Annotated in this window: 17 protein-coding genes; all 17 read right to left on the bottom strand. The window is 63.0% G+C overall.

Translation table 11 applies throughout. The features are described from left to right. Nucleotides 1-58 precede the first annotated feature (58 nt). Nucleotides 59-223 carry a hypothetical protein gene (locus QMX89_RS10370; protein ID WP_090360818.1) on the bottom strand — a complete coding sequence of 55 codons (165 nt, stop codon included), beginning with the start codon at nucleotides 221-223 and terminating at the stop codon, nucleotides 59-61. A gap of 122 nt (nucleotides 224-345) precedes the next feature. Further along, nucleotides 346-1,428 (bottom strand): polysaccharide biosynthesis/export family protein, encoded by a 1,083-nt coding sequence (locus QMX89_RS10375; protein ID WP_049862447.1) that lies wholly within the window; start codon nucleotides 1,426-1,428, stop codon nucleotides 346-348. An 87-nt stretch (nucleotides 1,429-1,515) separates the two neighbouring features. Further along, nucleotides 1,516-2,715 (bottom strand): glycosyltransferase family 4 protein, encoded by a 1,200-nt coding sequence (locus QMX89_RS10380; protein WP_056845288.1) that lies wholly within the window; start codon nucleotides 2,713-2,715, stop codon nucleotides 1,516-1,518. Next, nucleotides 2,693-3,766 carry an acyltransferase gene (locus QMX89_RS10385; protein ID WP_122743274.1) on the bottom strand — a complete coding sequence of 358 codons (1,074 nt, stop codon included), beginning with the start codon at nucleotides 3,764-3,766 and terminating at the stop codon, nucleotides 2,693-2,695. Before QMX89_RS10385 ends, QMX89_RS10380 begins: the two co-directional genes overlap by 23 nt. Beyond that, on the bottom strand, nucleotides 3,763-4,872 hold the full coding sequence (locus tag QMX89_RS10390; protein WP_282348082.1) for a glycosyltransferase family 1 protein: 1,110 nt from the start codon (nucleotides 4,870-4,872) through the stop codon (nucleotides 3,763-3,765). Before QMX89_RS10390 ends, QMX89_RS10385 begins: the two co-directional genes overlap by 4 nt. 115 nt (nucleotides 4,873-4,987) lie before the next feature. After that, complete coding sequence (locus tag QMX89_RS10395; protein ID WP_236690552.1) at nucleotides 4,988-6,268, bottom strand: hypothetical protein; 1,281 nt, start codon at nucleotides 6,266-6,268, stop codon at nucleotides 4,988-4,990. A gap of 29 nt (nucleotides 6,269-6,297) precedes the next feature. Beyond that, on the bottom strand, nucleotides 6,298-7,569 hold the full coding sequence (locus QMX89_RS10400) for a hypothetical protein (protein ID WP_282348083.1): 1,272 nt from the start codon (nucleotides 7,567-7,569) through the stop codon (nucleotides 6,298-6,300). Between the two features lie 22 nt (nucleotides 7,570-7,591). After that, a complete protein-coding gene (locus tag QMX89_RS10405; RefSeq protein ID WP_282348084.1) occupies nucleotides 7,592-8,830 on the bottom strand; it encodes a glycosyltransferase family 4 protein in 1,239 nt (412 codons plus the stop codon). Continuing rightward, nucleotides 8,827-9,831, bottom strand: coding sequence for a glycosyltransferase (locus QMX89_RS10410; RefSeq protein ID WP_056845294.1), 1,005 nt, complete (start codon nucleotides 9,829-9,831; stop codon nucleotides 8,827-8,829). Before QMX89_RS10410 ends, QMX89_RS10405 begins: the two co-directional genes overlap by 4 nt. Nucleotides 9,832-9,870: 39 nt before the next feature. Beyond that, the gene (rfaH, locus tag QMX89_RS10415) at nucleotides 9,871-10,383 is read right to left on the bottom strand and encodes a transcription/translation regulatory transformer protein RfaH (RefSeq protein ID WP_282348085.1); all 513 of its coding nucleotides are present in this window, start codon (nucleotides 10,381-10,383) and stop codon (nucleotides 9,871-9,873) included. Then, on the bottom strand, nucleotides 10,380-11,165 hold the full coding sequence (locus tag QMX89_RS10420; protein ID WP_282348086.1) for a WbqC family protein: 786 nt from the start codon (nucleotides 11,163-11,165) through the stop codon (nucleotides 10,380-10,382). Before QMX89_RS10420 ends, rfaH begins: the two co-directional genes overlap by 4 nt. 26 nt (nucleotides 11,166-11,191) lie before the next feature. Further along, nucleotides 11,192-13,408 (bottom strand): polysaccharide biosynthesis tyrosine autokinase, encoded by a 2,217-nt coding sequence (locus QMX89_RS10425; protein WP_049862438.1) that lies wholly within the window; start codon nucleotides 13,406-13,408, stop codon nucleotides 11,192-11,194. Next, a complete protein-coding gene (locus QMX89_RS10430; protein WP_090360793.1) occupies nucleotides 13,405-13,854 on the bottom strand; it encodes a low molecular weight protein-tyrosine-phosphatase in 450 nt (149 codons plus the stop codon). Before QMX89_RS10430 ends, QMX89_RS10425 begins: the two co-directional genes overlap by 4 nt. A gap of 7 nt (nucleotides 13,855-13,861) precedes the next feature. Continuing rightward, the gene (locus tag QMX89_RS10435; protein ID WP_282348087.1) at nucleotides 13,862-14,788 is read right to left on the bottom strand and encodes a glycosyltransferase; all 927 of its coding nucleotides are present in this window, start codon (nucleotides 14,786-14,788) and stop codon (nucleotides 13,862-13,864) included. Beyond that, nucleotides 14,785-16,317 (bottom strand): oligosaccharide flippase family protein, encoded by a 1,533-nt coding sequence (locus QMX89_RS10440; RefSeq protein ID WP_282348088.1) that lies wholly within the window; start codon nucleotides 16,315-16,317, stop codon nucleotides 14,785-14,787. The genes QMX89_RS10435 and QMX89_RS10440 overlap by 4 nt, the downstream gene beginning before the upstream one ends. A 37-nt stretch (nucleotides 16,318-16,354) precedes the next feature. Further along, nucleotides 16,355-17,470, bottom strand: a complete 1,116-nt coding sequence (locus QMX89_RS10445) for a DegT/DnrJ/EryC1/StrS family aminotransferase (protein ID WP_049862434.1) — start codon at nucleotides 17,468-17,470, stop codon at nucleotides 16,355-16,357. A 55-nt stretch (nucleotides 17,471-17,525) separates the two neighbouring features. After that, on the bottom strand, nucleotides 17,526-18,296 hold the full coding sequence (locus tag QMX89_RS10450; RefSeq protein WP_282348090.1) for a hypothetical protein: 771 nt from the start codon (nucleotides 18,294-18,296) through the stop codon (nucleotides 17,526-17,528). Nucleotides 18,297-18,804: the final 508 nt, after the last annotated feature.

Raw genomic sequence — 18,804 nt, forward strand, 5'->3', positions numbered from 1 at the left:
CCGCCGACATGAATCGGCGCCGCCAGACCACGGTCTTCAACTCAGCTCAAAGACAGGCTCAAGCCTTGTCATCCTGCTCGTCCTGCTGCTCATCGTCGTGCTTGAGCGCTGGCTTCATGCCTGGCTGTGGCGCGTGCTCGGCGTTGGGTGCGATCTCTTCGCCGTGGTTCTTCTTTTCCTGCTGGACTTTCTTGTCGTGGGCAACGTTGCGTGGGTCAGTCATGAGAATTCCTGGTGTGGGCAGATGATTCGAATACCCGTCGACGCGAAACGCTGGCAATGAGCGCCCGGGCAAGACTTGGAGTGGAGCGCTTGCCCAAGCGTTCAGTGCCGCTTCAGGTCAGGTCACTGACTCAGCGCATTGCCAGTAGCGACCACGGACGCCGAGGGCAGCAGTTGGCTGATGAAGCGGTTCCAGCGGGTGATGTCCGAAGGGCCGACGAACACGACGTCCGAGGCTTGCAGGTCGAACTGGCGGGCGAGCAGGAAAGCGGTTGGCTTCTTGGCGTTGAGGTAGAACACCGTGGCGGGTTGCTGGGCGCGCTCCTGGGCGCCGCGGATCACGTAGATGGCCTCGGCGTTGGCGGTTTCCTGGGACAGGCCGCCGGCGTTGCCCAGCGCTTCGAGCAGGGTGAAGGTGCTGGTGCCGTAGGTCATCACCTGGGGCGAATTGACTTCGCCGAGCACGTAGACCTTGTTCGCCCGGTTGTTGCCCAGGTGCAGCTGGTCGCCGTTCTTCAGGTAGATGCCGTTGAGCTTGGAATCCTTGCGGTTCAGGGTGTCGATGTCGAGTAGGTACTCGTGACCGTCGCGCTTGAGGATCAGCCCGGCCAGGTTGCCGCTGCCATCGTCGCCACCGGCACGGCTGACCGCTTCGATCAACGACAACGGCACGTTGTTCAGCACCTGGGGACCTGCGTTCTTGAACGAGCCGGAAAACACCACGCGCTGGCTGGCGTAGTTCTGCACGTTGACGTCCACCTGGGTGTCGGTCAGGTAGCGCGAGAGGGCGCGTTGCAGGTCATTGCGCAGTTCGCTGACGGTCTTGCCTTCGGCCTGGATGGAGTTGATGAACGGGTAGTACACGGTGCCGTCGTTGCGCACGATCTGCGTGCCCTGGGCGCGCGGTTCCTGGTTGGTCGGCGAGTTCAGCTCGACGTGGTCCCAGACGGTGATCTGCAGACCATCGCCGGCGCCGATGCGGTAGTCGCCTGGCTTGTAGGCATACAGCGCGGCCGGTACGGGTTCGGGCCGGTACTGGTTCTGATGCTGGGCGACGGTCTGCGCGTTGATCGGCAGGACCGTGACCGGTCCGGTTTCACCGATGTCATCGGCGGCATCTTCGGGCGTCATGTGTTGCCCTGGGGAAAACACACATCCTTGCAGCAGCACGGCGAACAACGCGACTACGAATACAGTTCGTTTCATTGCAATCTTCCTTGGAGAATCGGACTTCTCACACGGTATTTGGGAGGTTCGGAACAGCGGTGTGACGGTGAAGTCTTTTCGTGTGGCCTAGAGCTTCTGGGCTGCGGCGAGCAGCAGACCGGCGTCGGCCAGGCCCAATACGGGGTTGCAATCGAAGGCGTCACCCAGGCGCGCCTCGTTCCAGCGGTTCTCGACGAACTGGCGCATTTCCCGTTCGAAGCGCTTTTCCGCGAATTGCAGGGCGTTCTCGCGGCAGGCGCGGGGGTTGAAACGCGATGCCTGGCTTTCGAACGTCTCGATGGCGGCGGTGAGCGCCGCCACGGTCTGCTGGTAATAGAACACCCCGGTAGGGTTGTCCTCGTTGAGCCCGCGTACGGTTTCCAGGGTGCCGCCGCGGCCGAAGGCGATCACCGGCGTGCCGCAGGCCTGGGCTTCCACCGGGCTGATGCCGAAATCCTCTTCGGCAGCGAAGACGAAGCCGCGGGCGTTCTGCATGTGCTCGCGCAGCACTTCGAACGACTGGTAGCCCATCAGCGTGACGTTGGGGCCGCACACCGCACGGCACTTGTCCATTTCCGGGCCGTCGCCGATGACGATCAGGCGCTTGTCGGGCATGGCGCTGAACGCCTCGACCATCATCGGCACCTTCTTGTACGGCACCATGCGCTGGGCGGTCAGGTAGAAGTCCTGCTTCTCGGTCTGCAGGTTGAAACCGGTGGTATCAACCGGCGGATAGATCACGGTCGAGGGACGGCGATAGGCCTTGTCGATGCGTCGGCCGATGAACTGGGAGTTGCTGATGAACTCGTCGACACCCGCGGCGGTGCGCTGGTCCCACATGCGCATGTAATGCAGGATCATCCGTGCCACCTTGCTCTTGATACCGGCCAGCAGATTGGCCTCGCGCAGGTACTGGTGCTGCAGGTCCCAGGCATAGCGGATGGGCGAATGCACGTAGCTGATGTGCAACTGGTTGGGGCCGGTCAGCACGCCTTTGGCCACCGCGTGGCTGCTCGACAGGATCAGGTCGTAGCCGGACAGGTCCAGTTGCTCGATGGCCATGGGCATCAAGGGCAGGTATTTCTGGTAGCGCGTGCGGGCCTTGGGCAGGCGCTGGATGAAGGTGGTAGTGGCACGCTTGCCGCCCAGGTGCACGCGATCTTCGTCGCTGAGAAAGTCGATGACCGAGAACAGATCGGCGTCGGGCCAGATCTTGAGCATCGAGGCCAGGACCTTTTCGGCACCGGCGTAGGTGACAAGCCAATCATGGACGATTGCTATTTTCATAGGGCACCTGCAGTTCGGGAATGAGGGGCGCTCTGGGACGAGCACGGGTGTTGAGTCGTTTGCTCAACTGGATAAAAGGCAGTTCGACGAGGCGATAGCTCACGTGCGCGGCCAGCAGCGACAGCGCGGTGGCAAGCAAGGTGACCGACAACGAACGACCGGGAACGCCCAGCAAGTAACGGCACAACAGCTCCATGCTCGGGTGCAGCAGGTACAGCGAATAACTGATGGTGCCCAGCCACAGCAACAACGGTTGATGCAGGCGAATGCGCTGGGTCAGCAGCATGAAGCTGCTGATGGCCAACAGGTAGGTGAAGCAGTAGCGAAACCAGTACTCGCCGTTGCCGGCATCGAAGCCGTAGGCGGCGTAGAAGGTCGGCGGCAGGGCCACGGCATAGGCCAGCAGCAGGCCTTTCACGCAGCGCCGCACCTGGGCATCGGCCTGGCCGAGCAGGCAGTCGCGCCAGATCGAACCGAACAGCATCAGCGACAGGCCCAGCGGCAAGGCCACCGGCAGCTTGCGTTCGAGCAGCATGCGCATCATGCCCATGCCCACCGCAGCGGCCAGCAGGGCCAGGGCGCAGGCGGCGCGGAAGCCGGTGCTGCGCAGGCGACCGATCAGCATCAGGCCCAGGCACAGCGCATAGAACAGCCACTCGATGAACAGCGTCCAGTACAGCCCCATCACGTCTTCGACGCCCATGGCCGCCTGCAGCATGGTGACGTTGGCCACCACACGCTGCCAGGTCGGCAGGGTTTCACCGGTCAGTGCCAGCATGCTGATGTACAGCGCCAGCGACAGCCAATAGGCCGGGTACAGGCGCAGCACCCGCGAGACGATGAAGCGACGTGCGCCGCCGGGGCCAGGGTGCAGGCTGAACGGGATCACCACACCGCTGAGCAGAAAGAACCAGATGACGCCCAGCTTGCCGATGTCCAGCCAGAAATGCGGCAGCGCACCGGGGCCCAGCAACGGCTGCCACAAGTGACAGACCACCACCAGCAGGGCGGCAATGCCGCGCAAGGCATCCAGATACCCCAGGCGAGTCATGAGTGCTCCTTGCCGGGCGACGGCTGGGTCAATGCGGCACTGCGCGGACGTCGTGCCTGGACCGTGTCGATACGGTCGCTGATCAGCCGGGCCGACGCATCCCAGCTGAACCGCGACACGTTCTGCAGGCCCAGGGTGCGCAGGTGCTGGCGGATGGTCAGGCTGTTCAAGGCCAGCGCCATGGCCCGGCTGATGTGTTCGACGTCCAGTGGATCGAAGTACAGCGCGCTGGACTGCAGCACCTCGGGGATCGAGGCGGCATTGGCCGCCAGCACCGGGCAACCGCAAGCCTGCGCTTCGAGCGGCGGAATGCCGAAGCCTTCGTACAGCGAAGGAAACACGAAGGCCGCCGCGCCCTGGTATTGCTCGATCAACTGGGCGTCGGTCAGGCGCCCGAGGAAGCGCACCCGTGGATCGCTGTTGGCCAGGGCTTCCAGGTTCGGGTCGGAAAACACCGCGCCGCCGCCACCGACGATGCGCAATTCCACCTGCTCGAAGCCCTTGAGCTGCAGGAACGCCTGGATCATGCGGCTGAAGTTCTTGTGCGCGCTGGGCGAGGACACTGCCAGCAGATAGCGCGGACCGGCCTGCAACGGTTCACCGGGTTGAAATTCTTCACCCACGGCATTGGGCACCACGAGGATCTTCTGCGCCGGAAAATCGTAGAACTCGCCGATCTCGCGCTTGGAAAACTGGCTGACGGTGATCAGCGTCTTCAAACGCTTGAGCAGCAGCGGCGTCATCAGCCGATAGGCCGTGCGGAACTGCCAGGTGTAGCTCTGTGGATGACGCACGTAGGTGATGTCGTGGTGCGTGGCGATTTGATTGCCATAGAACAGCGGCGCGGTGGCGCACAACGACAGCAACAAGGGGTTGCCCTGGCTGCGCAGGTAGCGCGGCAGGTCGAGCTGCTCCCACAGGTGGCCGGTACGCGTCCCTACGACCTGGGCATCCAGCAGCCGAGCGGTCTCGTGCATGCGCACACCCGGCGAGGTGACGAACACCAGGTCGTCACGTTGACGCTTGAGGGCCAGGCAGGTCTGCTCGGCGAACCGTTGCACCCCGCGCAGCTCCTGGGTCAGAAAACGTGCATTGATGACAATCATCGGAACATCCTTGGCTCACGCGCTTGCTAGAGGTAGTGCCGCGTCCAACGGTCGCGGTCGAAGGCGGCGCAAGGTGCACCGCAGTTAAGGCCCGCTCCTGCGGGCGTCGCGTTTTCTACTGGGTGAACAACCAATTGGCTTTGCCCAGGCTGATGATCTTGGGGAACTCGGAGGCGGTCACCACGGTGGTGCAGTAGTGCTCACCGCAATCCCACGGGTTCTCGCTTTCGCGCATGCCCACCCCGGCCTGGCGTGTGTCGATCAGCCGCGCGCCGCCCTGCAGCAGGGCGCTGGACTGGATCCGTACCGGCCGCGACTGACCCACCGCCCAGACCACCAGCACCTGTTCATCACCCTTGGCGAAGCGCAGTTGGTACAGCGTGTCGCTGATCACGCTGTGCTTGGCGTCGTAGCGGTACTGGGTCAGGTACGGTGCAATCGCCTTGAGCGTGGTGTACGCCGGCTTGGGGTTCAGGTCGTTGTCGAGCAGGCCGAAGTTGTGTTCGCGCTCCTTGGGATCGCGGCCGTCGTTGAGCAGGTCGTACCACCACATGCCCTGGATCGCCGGATGAATCCGCGCCAGGAAAAACCCTCGCGCCAGGTACGCGGCCTGGGTGGTTTCGCTGACCCCGCAAGGCTCGTCGGCGCTGGGCCAGCTCATTTCCGTCAGGTACAACGGCACCGGGCGCTCGGCCAGGGCGTCGAGGCGGCTGGAGATGTCGCTCAGCCACTTTATCCAGCTTTCCGGGGTGTTGCCTGCATGGTCCTTGCGGCAGTGGACATACGGGTGCAGCGACAAGCCGTCCAGATCGTCCATCACACCGGCCTCTACCAGCCGGTCGGCGAAGCCTTCCTGCAGGCCCTGAGTGGTTACCGCGCCGGCCACCAGGCGCACGTCTGGGTCGTTGCTGCGCACCAGCGCGCTGGTTTCCTTGATCAGCGTGGCGTAGTCCTGGCTGAAGGCTTCGCTGGTCGGGTCTTCCAGGTCCCATTCGTTCCAGATCTCGTAGAAGTCCACCTGGCCACGCAGGCGCCGGCTGATGAAGTTCACGTAATTGGCGAAGGCATCGCGCACGAACGGGCTGCGCGGTTTCGCATCTTTTTCATACCACTGGTTGCCGTAGCCCAAGATGAGCATGTTGCCGATCTGCCGTTCGCGCAGGGCCTGCAGATAGCGCTGCCAGCCCATCGGAAAGTTCAGGCGCTTGGGCTCCAGTTCTACTGTTGACCAGAACAGGTCATCCCGGGCCGAGGTGATGCCAGCCTCTTTCATAAGCAAGGTCGGCCGTGCCACCGGCGCGCTCGAATGAAGCAGATGGGTACCGACCCCGACGATGAAAGTGTCGGCGGCCTTGGTGTTCGCATGGGTGAACAGCCCCAGCAGTAACCAAACCATACGTTGCAGCAATCTGGGCATAAAAAGGTTCACGTCAGTTGAAGGCCATCGGGGTAGTCATCACGGTTGCTGCGACGTCGCTCGGTAATCAACCACTGCACAGGCATGGCCTTGCGGCGCAGGGCATGGGCGATGGCCATGCCCAGAAAGATCCCGCAGACCGGCACTTCCAGCACGTCAGTCGTCCAGCCCACCACCACCACGCACAGGGAAATGCTCAACAGGGCGCGAGCCATCCAGCTGTTCTTGCTGCGCAGTGTCATCAGCAGCGGCAGGAGCAGCGCGTAGAGCATCGGGCCCATGACGCCGAAACTGGCCCACAGGTACATGAACAGACTGTCGGCCACGGCCGGGTACTTGACGTTGTCCACGGGAAACATGTTCACCGCGCTGCCGACCATGCCCAGGCCGCCGCCCGTCCAGCTCCAGTCGCGGCGGGCCACTTCATCGGCCAGGCGCGGCCAGGTGTTGATCATGCGGTCGTACAGCGACACCAGGCTGCCTTCGGCGCCACTGGCGGCCAGGCTCGGATCCAGCGGCGTCCACAGGCCAACCAGCGGCAGCACGGCGCCCATGCCCACCAGTACGACGAAGGCCACTCGGCAGAGCAGGCGCTGGTTGTAGAACGGCATCACCAGCAACACGGCGATGAGCGCCACGGCGGTGGACTTGTTGGTGGTCACCAGAATGGTCACGAACGCCACGCCCAGCAAAGCGAGCAGCAGCACCTTGGAGCGGGTGAAGGCGCACAGATACAGGGTGAAGACAGCGGTCAGGGTGGCAGCCGTGGTCGACATCCGCGCGAAACCTGCAGGTCGGTCGATACCGTCGGCTGCCCAGGTCATGTTACCGGTCAGCTCCTGGTCGCCCAGGTTGTAGCTGTAGCCTTTCCAAGGCACCGAAAACAGGCTGTCGGCGTACACACCGAGGATGGTCGCCAGCAGGCACAGGCCGATCGCCCAGCCCAGCAGCTTGCGGCGCTGTTCCAGATGTTCCCCGCAGACCAGCCCGAACAACAGCGGAATGTAGCCGAACAGGGCGAACAGCGGGTTCACCAGGGCCGCGCCGTGGAGCATGCCCAACCCGGCCGAGACGACCAGGCCCAGCAACAGGATCCAGAACAGGCGGTGGGTCTTGAGCGTGGTCAATTCCAGGGCGAACAAGCCCACGCACAGCACCTTGGGCAGGTACAGCAAGGCCGAGATGCCGGCCTGGTCGAAGTAATAGCGCAGCGCACCGGAAAACGTCTCGACCAGCAGCAGGGCGATCGCGGTCCAGACCACCAGCGTCGACTTGTTCATCGCAAGTCGTGTCGCCGGTGCCTCAAAGCGACTGAGTGACAGGGCTGATTTCATGATGGACATTTCTTCTTTGCAGAACATCGAGGAACAGCTGTTGATAACTGTCGAGCATCCGTTCCTGGTCGAGCAGGTGCTCGACGCTGTTACGCGCCTGGGCGCCCAGGCGTTCGCGCAGCTCGGGGTCGCGGTACAGCTGCAGCATCGCCAGACCCAGGGTCTGTGGCTCGTCTGGGTTGCACAGCAGGCCGTTGACGCCGTCCTGGATGATCTCCGGCAGGCCGCCGCGGGCACTGGCGATCACCGGCACCGAGTGGGCGCAGGCTTCCACCGCCACCAGGCCGAATGGCTCGTTCCAGATCGAAGGCACGATGGCCACGTCGATCTGCCGATAGAAGCTCTCCGGCGACTGATAGCCGACGAAGTGGATGTTTTCGCCGCTGGCTTCAAGCTTGAGCACCTGCTCGTAGTCCAGCTGCCCGCGCCCGGCGATCTGCAAGGTGGCGTTGAACGGCAATTTCTTGAACTGATCGATCAGCCAGCGCAGGCCCTTGGGCTCGGACAAGGTGCCCAGGTAACCGAAGCGCAACGGTTCGCCTTGGGCCATGCGGGTGAAACGCGACGGTGCAGGGTCGATCTTCGGGCTGGCGTTGTAGATCACCTGCTGCGAAGCGTTGCGGAAGAAGCGTGCGTCGGTGAGCTTGCCCAGCAGGTGCTGGCTGACCCCCACCACCGCGTCGACCTGGGCCGAGCGTTCGGCATGGCCCTGGCGGAAGTGCCTGCACAGCGTGCACGGCACCTTGCAGGCGGCGTTCTTCTTGAACATGTTGCTGCTGGGGCACATCAGGTACATGTCGTGCAGCACCTGCACCAGCGGCAAACCGGAGGCGGAAATCTCGTCCCAGGCCGACACCGACCAGCCACTGAGGTTGTGGCACACCACCAGGTCGACGTGCTCGGCGGCCAGCACTTCGCGCAGGTAGCTGCGCATGCCCATGTTGTACTTGTCGCGCAGATGCCAGCCCAGCCGGGCCAACGCGCCTGGGCGCTGCTCGCTGAAGTGCCAGTAGGTGTTGAGCAGCCCGGCGCGGTAGACCTTCACGCCCTTGACGTATTCATGCTTGAGGCCCGCATCGGGGCCGGTGCTCAGCACGCAGACCTGATGGCCACGCTGCTGCATGCCCTCGACCGTGCGTTGCAGAACGATTTCAGCACCGCCACCGATATGCGGCGAGTACAGGCTGCTTAGGAACAGTATCTTCATAGTGGGTAGGATTCATGAATGCCCAGACGACCCGATTCCCCGTCACGCATGGCTTGTTCGAGCAAGCCCAGGCGTCGGTCCGAACCGCTCCTTTTTGCGAAATAGCGCAGCAACAGCAGAAACACCGAGCGATTGAGCCGATACAGCAGCGTCGAGCCAGCCCACACGTGCTTGTCGAACCAGGCCTGATTGCGCGCGGTGTAATAGGCGCGCAGGTCCGAGTTGCCGAGCAGGAAGCTCTCGAAAATGTTATTGGTGCGGGCCTTGGCATTCCACGACTCTTCCAGGTCGTCGAGCAGCGCCTCGGTCACCAGGAATATCTGCCCGCCGCTGGCGGTGATGCGCCAGGTGTATTCGGTGTCGTCGGCATACAGCAGCAGGTCTTCGAGCGGCAGGCCGATGCGCTGGAACACGCTGCGGTGCGCGAGCAGACCGCCATAGGTGGTGAAGGGCAGTTGCACCAAGGGCTTGCTGGCCGCCTTACGCCCGGCCGGTTTTCCCCAGGGCGTACGCCGCCACAACTTGTAGGGCAGTTGGGCAATGTGGAAACCGAAGCAGCTGGAGCGCAACTGGATCGCATAGCGATGCGGCACTCCGGCGGCGATATCGGCCTGGTGGTTGGGGCGAAAACCGATCACGGCCGCCTTGTCCACGCCCACGATGCGCTCGCACTCGTGCAGCCGCTGGTGCAGGGTCTCGACAGCGCCGAGGGTGGGTGCATTGTCGTCGTCCATTAGCCACAGGTATTCAGCGCCCTGTTGCAACGCCGCCTCGATACCGACCTTGTAGCCATTGGCCGAACCGGTGTTGCTGGGCAGCTCGATCACGGTGATCTGGGTCGGCCATTGCGTGCGCAACGAGTTCAGATCGGCGCGCGACGCGTTGCTCACCACCACCACCCGTTCGATGTGTGCAGAGGCCAGCGAACGCTCGATCAGCGCTTCGAGGTAACAAAGGCGGTCGCCGTACGTCAGTGTCACCAGGGTGGTCTTGGCATTCATCGAACTGCTCTCCTGAAGCATCGTATGTCTGTGCGCCGCTCAGCAGGCGTGCGCGGTAAGGCGCTGCAGGCTGCTGCGCGGCAGGCTGATACGCTGCTCGCGTTGCAGCAGGTTGAGCAGGATCACGGCGCGTTCGTCGCCGTCCTCGCAGAGGAAAATGGCCTGCACTTCACTGTCGCCGGTGCGCACTCGCACCGCTTCGCCTTCGGTGAAACGCACCGCGTTCGCGGCGCTTGCCTGGGTGCGCTGGCGAATGCTGGCGATCAGGCTGTCCGGCACCGGGCACGGCATGCCGCCGAAGGCGACGACGCGGCACACGCCACGGGTGGAGCGGATCGGGTACCAGTTGTCGTTGCAGTCCAGGCGAATGAACAGGTAGCCGGGGAACAAGTCCTCGTCGGCCACGCGGCGGCTGCGGGTCAGGGCAGAGGCGGCGCGCAACGGGCGAAAGCACTCGTATTGCTGACGCAGCAGATGTTCTTCGGCACGGGCTTCCTGCCGCGGTTTGGTCTGGATCAGGTACCAGTTGGCATTGCTGTCGAAGTCGTTCATGAGCGCATCTCGATGGCGTGGACGGAAGGACTGGTGGCCACCCTGCGGGTGTCCTGTGCAGCGCTCGGCTTGAGCGTGCTGTAGCACGGCAGCCATTGGCGAATCCGTGATACGGGGTTGAACATCAGCACGTCGATGATCGACAGGTTGGGCACGAACGGGTCTTTGAACTGCGTGTAGCAAAGCTCGTCCATGCGGTGGAAACGCAGCTCCAGGTCGTGGCGGGCGAAGTACTCTTCGTCGTACAGCGCCGTGCCGCCGATAGGATTGAGGTAGCGCTGCGCGCCGAAGTGGCGGGCCACCTTCACCACGCGGTCCTGCTTGTCCTGCACCTGGCGCTCGTCCACCGGCAGGGTGGAGGCGACGTGGATCGGCGTGTCGATCTGCAGGTATTCGCAGACCTTGCGCAGCGAGTACTCCAGGTACAGCGCCAGGTTGCGTTCCGGGCAGGTCATCAGCGGCTTGAGCAGCGCCAGCACGTCGTCGCGGTAAGGCGCCCGGGAGTAGCTCATGGCAATCGTCTTGAGCAGCTTGCCCAGCACCTGCGGGGCGCTGTCGCTGAGCTCGCGCTGGTTGATCGCCAGGTCCGAGCGGTCCTTCTTCAGCGGCAGGGTGAACAAGGCCGGCGCGCCACAGCTGAGCAGCCGGTTGCGGTTGACCCAACCCGGATGTACGTACTGCAGGTTGTCGCCGAGCACAAAGGCATCAGCGCCGGCGATCAGCTGGAAATAGCCGAAATAGGGAAACCAGTAAGGCTGCATCATTGCAACGGTGCGGGGCATCGGGAGACTCCTGCCTGGATCGGCGATCACTTCTTGCTCGGCGAATAGTCGTAGCCGTAGGCAGCGCAGTCGTACTCGGCGGTGGACGCCTTGCGGATCACGCCGTTGAATATCGCGCCCTTGACCAGCACGCCGTTCTGCGCAAGACGACGCTTGCTGACCTCGATCTCCTTGACCGAACTCTGGCCGAAGCGAGCGACCAGCAGGGTGGTCCCGGCCTGGCGTCCGATCAGGCTGGCGTCGGTCACGGCAATCACCGGCGGGGTGTCGATGATCACCAGGTCGTAATGCGGCGACAGCTCGCGCAGCAGCTTGCTGAAGTTGTCATGCATCAACAGTTCGGAGGGGTTGGGCGCGGCAAAGCCGCAGGCGATCAGGTGCAGGTTGTCCACTTCGGTGGCATTGATCACCTCGGTGTTGCCCAGGCGCGCGGCCAGGGCATCGGACAGGCCGTGCTTGGGCTGCAGGCCGAAGGATCGGTGCAGGTAGCCCTTGCGCATGTCGCCGTCGATCAGCAGCACGCGCTTGCCGGCCTGGGCAATGATCACCGCCAGGTTGGCGCTGACGAACGACTTGCCCACGCCGGGCATGGGGCTGGTGATCATCAGCACGTTGTTGCGTGCTTCCATCATCGCGAAGTGCAGGCTGGTGCGCAGGCTGCGCAACGACTCGATGGCCAGCTCGCTCGGCGCGGCCACGCTGAGCAAGCGCGATTCGCGGTTGGTCACACCCTTGCCACGTTTCTTCTGCAAACGTTCCTGCTGGCGCGACAGCGGCAGCGAGGCGTACACCGGCATGCCCAGGCTCTCGATCACCTCGGGGTTTTCCACGCCGCGGTAGAACGCCTGGCGGATGAAGATGATGGCCACGGCGACCAGGGTGCCCAACAGCATCGCCACCAGAACGATGACCGCGCGCATCGGCTTGACCGGCTCTTCGATGTTGCTGTCGGCCTTGTCGATGATGCGCACGTTGCCGATGTTGCCGGCGCGGATGATGTCCTGCTCCTGGCTCTTGTTCAGAACCAGGGTGTAGGTCTGGGTGGTCACCTGCATGTCACGGGTCAGGCGCAGCAATTCCTGCTGAGTCTCGGGCAGGCCCTTGATCTGCGCTTGCAGGGAGGTCTTCTGCGACTCGATCTGGCTGATCTGCTGGCTCAACGCTGCCGACGCGGGATGCTGACGGGTGTACAAGCGATCCAGGTCGGTGCGCTTGAGGCGCAGCTCCGACAGTTGGGCGTCGTAGGCAACCATCTGGTCGAGCAGGGCCTTGGTCTCAAGGGTGATGTCCACCGACTTGGTACGCATCTGGAAGGCGTGCAGGGCTTCTTCGGACTTTTCCAGTTCCTTGCGCACCACGGGCAGTTGCGAGCGCAGGAAATCCAGGCGCTGGGCCGCTTCGGCCGAACTGCGTTCCACGTTCTGGCGCACGTACAGGCGGCTGACTTCATCCAGCACGCGGTTGGCCTGGACTGGGTCGGTGTCGTTGATGCTCAGGTAGACGATGCCCGAATCCTTGCCCGACTCGGCTACGCGCAGACGCTGTTGATAGTCCAGCGAGGTGTTGAGCAGGCGGTTCTTCACCAGGCGAAATTCAGTGCCGGGGCGAGCGGTGAGCTCGGCCAGCTGCAGGGTCACGCCGTTGCCCTGGCTGACCTCGCCGACACGGCCGCTGAGCAGTGGCGCGCCGTCGGTACCCACGAGGCGATACGTGCCGTTCGGCCCGGCGATCAGGGTCAGGCGCTCGCCCAGCAGGTTTGCCGGCACGTCCAGGTTGAACACGTCGATCTTCTCGCCGCCCCAGGCGAACGCCTCCAGACCGAACAGCGGCGCGGCCAGTGTCTGGTTGCCGGTCGGGGTGAATTCGCGCGCCATGTAGCGCCCGATTGCCGGGAAGTAGCGCGGCGTGGCCACCACGTCCAGCTTGAGGTCGCTGACCACCTGGCCCAGCACGGTACGCGACTTGATCAGCTCGATCTCGGTCACCGCTTCCGATACCGAGGACGGCTTGGTGTTGAGCTGTGGGGTCGCATCCAGACCGACCTTCTTCGGTTCGATCTGGATCATGGCGTTGGCCTGGTACACCGGCGTGGCGACCACGGCGTAGAAAGCACCCAGCAGCGTGAACAGGGCCACGACCCCGGCAATCAGTTTCTTGTGATCGAACAAGGTCCGAAGAATCGTCGCGAGATCGATCTGGGTGTCCTTGTAGTACTCCAGGTTTGAACGGTTCATCGCGGTCATCTTTGTCGATCCTCGGAACTCAGGTAGGGCAGCCAGCCTTCGATACACCGAGTCAATTCGGTGTAGGTCCTTTGAAAGGCGGCAATGGGGCGGCGATAGGGATCGTCGATTTCGAAATTGTCGAGCCACTTGCCGATCAGAAACGTTTTGCCGCGCGTGTGCGGGGCCGTGTCGGTGATGCTGCGCAACTGGCGCTGGTCCATGACCAGAATCAGATCGGCCCAACGCACCTGCTCGTCGGTCAGCTGGCAGGCAGCGTGCGCCGGCCGTGGCACTTGGTTGTCGGCCAGTACCTGTGCGGTCAGGCTGTCCATGTCCTCACCCACGCAAGCCCTCAGGCCCGCCGATTCAACCTGCAGGTGCGGCGCGTGGTGACGCAACAGCGCCACTGCCATGGGGCTGCGGCAGATGTTGCCGATGCAGATCACCAGAACCTTGTTGATCATGTCGTCTTCAGCCCCTCGCCGCGGCCGGCGTCAGGCGCCGTATCAGGTTGCGGCTGACATTGCCCGACACATGCAGCAGGGCGCGGAATTTCTGTACCGGACGGATCGCCGCCACACACATGCCGGACACCTGCACCAGAAAGTGCTCGTAGAGCACGCGGTCGCCCTGGCGGAAGTAATAGTTGGCCAGGCACGCGTAGGTGTGCAGGGTCATCTGCAATTTGTTCTGGCCCGGGCGCTGGGAAAAGATCCCGCCAGGGTGCAGGCGGTAGCGTGCCGGGGCGATGTCGGCCAGGTACTTGCCCTTGCCGTGGGCACCGAGCATCGACCACCAGCACAAATCCAGCACCGGCGCTTGCGCAAGTTCGCGGGGCAGTTCGTGCAGCACGTTGCGAAAGCAGGTGGTCAGGGTCGAGATCGGGCGGGCCTTGAGCAGGTCCATGGCGCTGGCATCGGCCTGGTACTTGCCGGTCAGTTGGATGCCCCGTTCACCTTCGCTGTCGAACGCCATGGCGTCGTGGTAGGTCAGCACGTAATCGGCGTTGGCTTCGAGGAAGTTCACCTGCTTCTGCAACTTGAGCGGGTCGATCCAGTAATCGTCGCCCTCGCAATAGGCGATGTACTTGCCGCGGGCCCGGTTGAACAGCGCCGGGAAGCACCAGCGACCCAACTGGTATTGGTTGTGCTGATGAATCACCGGCTTGATGAGGTTCGGATACTGTTCGGCGTAACGCTCGATGACCTGCGTCGTGCCGTCGCTGGAGGCGTCGTCGTTGATCAGGATCTCGAAGGCGAACGTGGTGCGTTGCGCCAGAAAGCTGTCCAGGGTCTGCTCGATGTACTCGACCTGGTTGTAGGCCGGGCAGGTGATCGACAGCAACGGTTCCTGCCCCTGTGGCCAGGCCTGCATGATCTGTTGTTCGGTCCGCTTCATCGTTCGGCGCTCGCTCTGCTCAACTTGAGGAAGACCCGCAGGGCCAGTGGTTTGTAGGTGGCGGCCACCAGGGCCAGGGTCAGCACGCCACACACGGCCAGGGCGACGAAGATCACCAGGCGGTCGCTGGAGCCGCCGGCAATGGCCTTGAACAACGGATGGGTCAGCAGCACGCCGAACACGGTGCTCAGGCTGATGCGCAGAATGTCGTGCAGCCAGGGCCGGTGCAGGCCGGGCGCCAGGCGCCGATGCACCACTTGTGGCCACAGCGCGAACGACACCAGGCGCAGCATGAACCAGGTCACGGCCGCGCCCAGGGCGCCCCAGCCGTACACCGCAATGATCATCGCCGGTACGCTGATCACGGCCGACACCACGCTGTAGCCGATGTGCAGGCGCATTTCGCCGTAGGCGTATTGCAGGTGGTACTGGAACGCGCTGACCGCCAGGATGGCGCTGCCCAGGGCGTACCAGAACAGGATCGGCGCCCCCCACTGAGCGGCTTGTGTATCACCGCTCCAGGCAAACAGCAGCGGCTCGGCATAGAACGCGATGATCGCCGCCAGCGGAAACAGGAAGGTGCTGACGAAGCGGCTGGCACCCAGGTACAGGGCATGCATGTCGCTTTCACGGCCTTCTGCAACCTGCACCGTCATGCGCGGCAGCAGAGTCTGCACCAGCGGGTTGATCATCATCATGATCCCGGTGGTCAGCAGGGCGACCAGCGAGAAGTAACCGTATTCGGCCAGCGGCAGCACTTTGGACAACAGCACCTTGTCCAGCTGGGTCAGCACGATCCAGACCACGGCGGTCAGCGACACGCTGGCCGCGAACGGCAGGATCGGCTTGACCAGCACCCAGTTGAACCCGCTCAACGGGGTCGGTGCAGGCAGGTGGCGGTAGGCCTTGGCAGCGAAGATCAAGGTCTCGACCAGCGCCACGAACAGCTGGAATTCGAAGAACACCTGCGCGTCCTGCGACACCCAGGTCACCAGCACCAGGCCGCCGAAGTAGCGCAGCGTGGCGATGACCACGTTGGCGTTGTTCAACCAGGCGTGCATCTCCAGGCCTTGCAGGCCGCTCTTGTACAGCGTGGCGAACAGGCGCAGGCCAACCATCACGCCCATCAGAATCACGCAGTTGACGATGGTCTGCGGCTCCAGTGCCTGGGCCTGCAGCCAATGGGCGGCCATCCAGTCGCTGGCCAGGTACACACCCAACGCGCACATCAGTGCCATGGGCAGAAACACCAGCTCGAAGGAGCGCATCAACCAGCCGCCGATACGCTTGGCCGCCGCGCTGTCGCTGCTGCCCTGGTGATGAGCGATCTGGCGCACCAGCGACGGCGACACACCAGCGTCGAGCAGCAGCAGCCAGGCCTGCATCACGGCATAGAAGCCGATCAAGCCATAGGCCTCGGCGCCCAGATGGCTGAGGTAGAACGGCATGATCAAGATGCCGATCACCAGCGCATAGGCCTGGCCCAGGTAGCTGAGGGCCGTGTTGTGGATGACAGAAAGCTTCTTCATCGACGCGTGCCCTGGTTCAACGAATTCATGCCTGTTTTCATACAGCGGTGGCCCATGAAACGGATTGTGGGTAACTCAGTTCGTGGCCGCGCAGCAGGGTGTCGACGACCTGGTCCTGAGTCGCCCGCGCCAGACCGGGGTAGATGGGCAGGCAAAGCACTCGCTCGCTCAGACTGCGCGACTGGTACTGGACCGCTTGCGGCTGCAGATATTCGAGAGTGTCGAGCGAAGGGTAGAAATAACGCCGTGGATTGATGCCGCCGGCTTGCAGTTCGGTGCGCATGGCCAGCACCTGGGTTTCGTTCTGCAAGGCCACCGGGAAATAGCTGTAGTTGACCTGGCTGTCGTCGGCCTGGCGTTGCAGGTCCAGATAGCCACCCAGGCGCTGGCGGTAGTAATGACCCATCTCGGCGCGACGCTCGAGGATGTTGTCGATGTCGTCGAGTACGCTCAACCCCATGGCGGCGCAGAATTCGTTGAGCTTGGCGTTGGTGCCCAGGCCCTCGATCTTGTCCACGTCGGTGATGCCGAAGTTGCACAGCTTGCGCACCCGCGCCGCGACTTCATCGTCGTTGGTGACGATCGCGCCACCCTCGATGGTGTGGAACAACTTGGTGGCATGGAAACTCAGGGTGCTGGCATCGCCCCAGTGGTACACGGACTGACCGGCGTGCTTCACGGCAAAGGCGTGGGCGCCGTCGTACACCACCTTGAGGCGGTACTGACGAGCGATCGCTTCGATGCGTTCCACCGCGCAGGGGTTGCCGAACACGTGGGTGGCGACGATGGCACTGGTGTCGGCCTGCAGGCTGCCTGGAATCTGCTCCGGGTCCAGGTTCCACGTATGCGGGTCGATGTCGGCGAACACCGGACGAATACCTTCCCAATGCAGCGAACTGCTGGTGGCCACGAAGCTGAACGGCGTGGTCACGGCGCTGCCGGAAAGGCCCAGGGCGCGGTAGGCCACCTGCAGCGCCAGCGTGCCGTTATTGGTCAGGATCAAGTGGCGCACGCCCAGGTAATCCTTGAGGCGCTCCTCCAGCTCGCAGCACAGCGGACCGTGGTTTGTCAGCCAGTGGGACGCGTAGATACGGTCCACATAGGCCTTGAACTTGTCGATGTCGCCTAGATAGGCCTTGGTTACGTTGATCATTCGCTGCTCCCTGGCGGCTCGCCATTCCCGTGGTATCCAACACGTTATTGTCCGCTCAGGACGCCTGACTTTTGCTGCGGGCGACTGCGCGTCGGGCGCGGTGCTGGTTGAGCCGCAGGATCATCCGTGTGGTCAGGCTGCCGGCATGAGGGTCACCGTAGTGGAACAGCGCAGTGGCACGCCGGTGCGCCGGATCGCACGGCTGGTTGGCATGCAGCGAACGGTAGCCCCAGAAGAAATACACGTTGCCAGGCCTCATGCGCAGCAACAGCGGCTTGAGCCAGCCGCGCTCGATACACCAACCCATCAGGCGTCGGCACAGCGGGTTCTGATACAGCACTTTCTCAGCAGCGTTGAACAGCACGCTGCCCCGCACCTTGCGCAGGTTGGGAAACAGCACCAGGTCGCCGCGATCCTTGCCCAGCTCGGGGATGAAGATCGGCACCAGCATGGTCAGCACGGTGGCATCGAAGTGAAACGCGTTGGATTCCTTCAGGCCGCTGTGGCCTTGCACGCAACGCAATACCGGGAACACCTGGTCGCTGGGCGCAGCATGGCCCTGGCCCTGCTCATGTAGGCGCGCCAGGTGCTGGCGAAACTCGCTCGACATCGCCGTGGCCGCCAGGCGGCTGCCCACCAGCGGCGCATTGCCGTGATAGGCGAAGTACTGATGGTTATGGCGCGCGGCCTGGTCATCCACATAAGCACGAAGTTCTTCCAGCACGTAGGGCGCCAAAGCGTTTTCCAGTACGGCATAGCCCTGTTCATTCATGTCGACCGCCAGGCGGTTCGACGTGCTTTCATCCAGGTTGAACAAATGTGACATGAGGAAGAACCCTCCTTGGACACGCGGTTGATTGAACGCCATAACTAACGTTCTCTGTGTTTGGGCAAAGCTACCGCCCGGTTCGTACTTGACGATCCTTGAAATGTGCAAATTCCAACTTCGCGTACTGCAATGAACATGACGAACTGCACAGGCCAGAGCACACGGCGCGGACCGCTCATTGAGGTCAGCGCTTACAGGGCAATGGGGTAGTCGTCGGGTCTGCGCGACACTCTTCGGCGTCGCTGCAACTGCTGTGTTGGCGGCAGATGGGGTGATATATCGGCTTTGGCGGGAGGACTGTCAATTGCTTTCGTCAAAAATAGCGCGCCGATTAGAATCGCCTTGATATAATTACATATGCCATTGATTTATAAGGTAATTTATTTTTGGCGCTGGCATATTGCTGCTTTCTTTGACGTTTTTGAAGTTTTCCAGCTGGGGAGCCCGTCAGTGGACCGCAAACCCGCGCAGTTACTGGGCCCGATCATTTCGCAAGCGGCGTAAA

It is taken from the genome of Pseudomonas sp. PS01301 (assembly GCF_029960215.1).
In the GTDB taxonomy this organism is placed as follows: domain Bacteria; phylum Pseudomonadota; class Gammaproteobacteria; order Pseudomonadales; family Pseudomonadaceae; genus Aquipseudomonas; species Aquipseudomonas coleopterorum.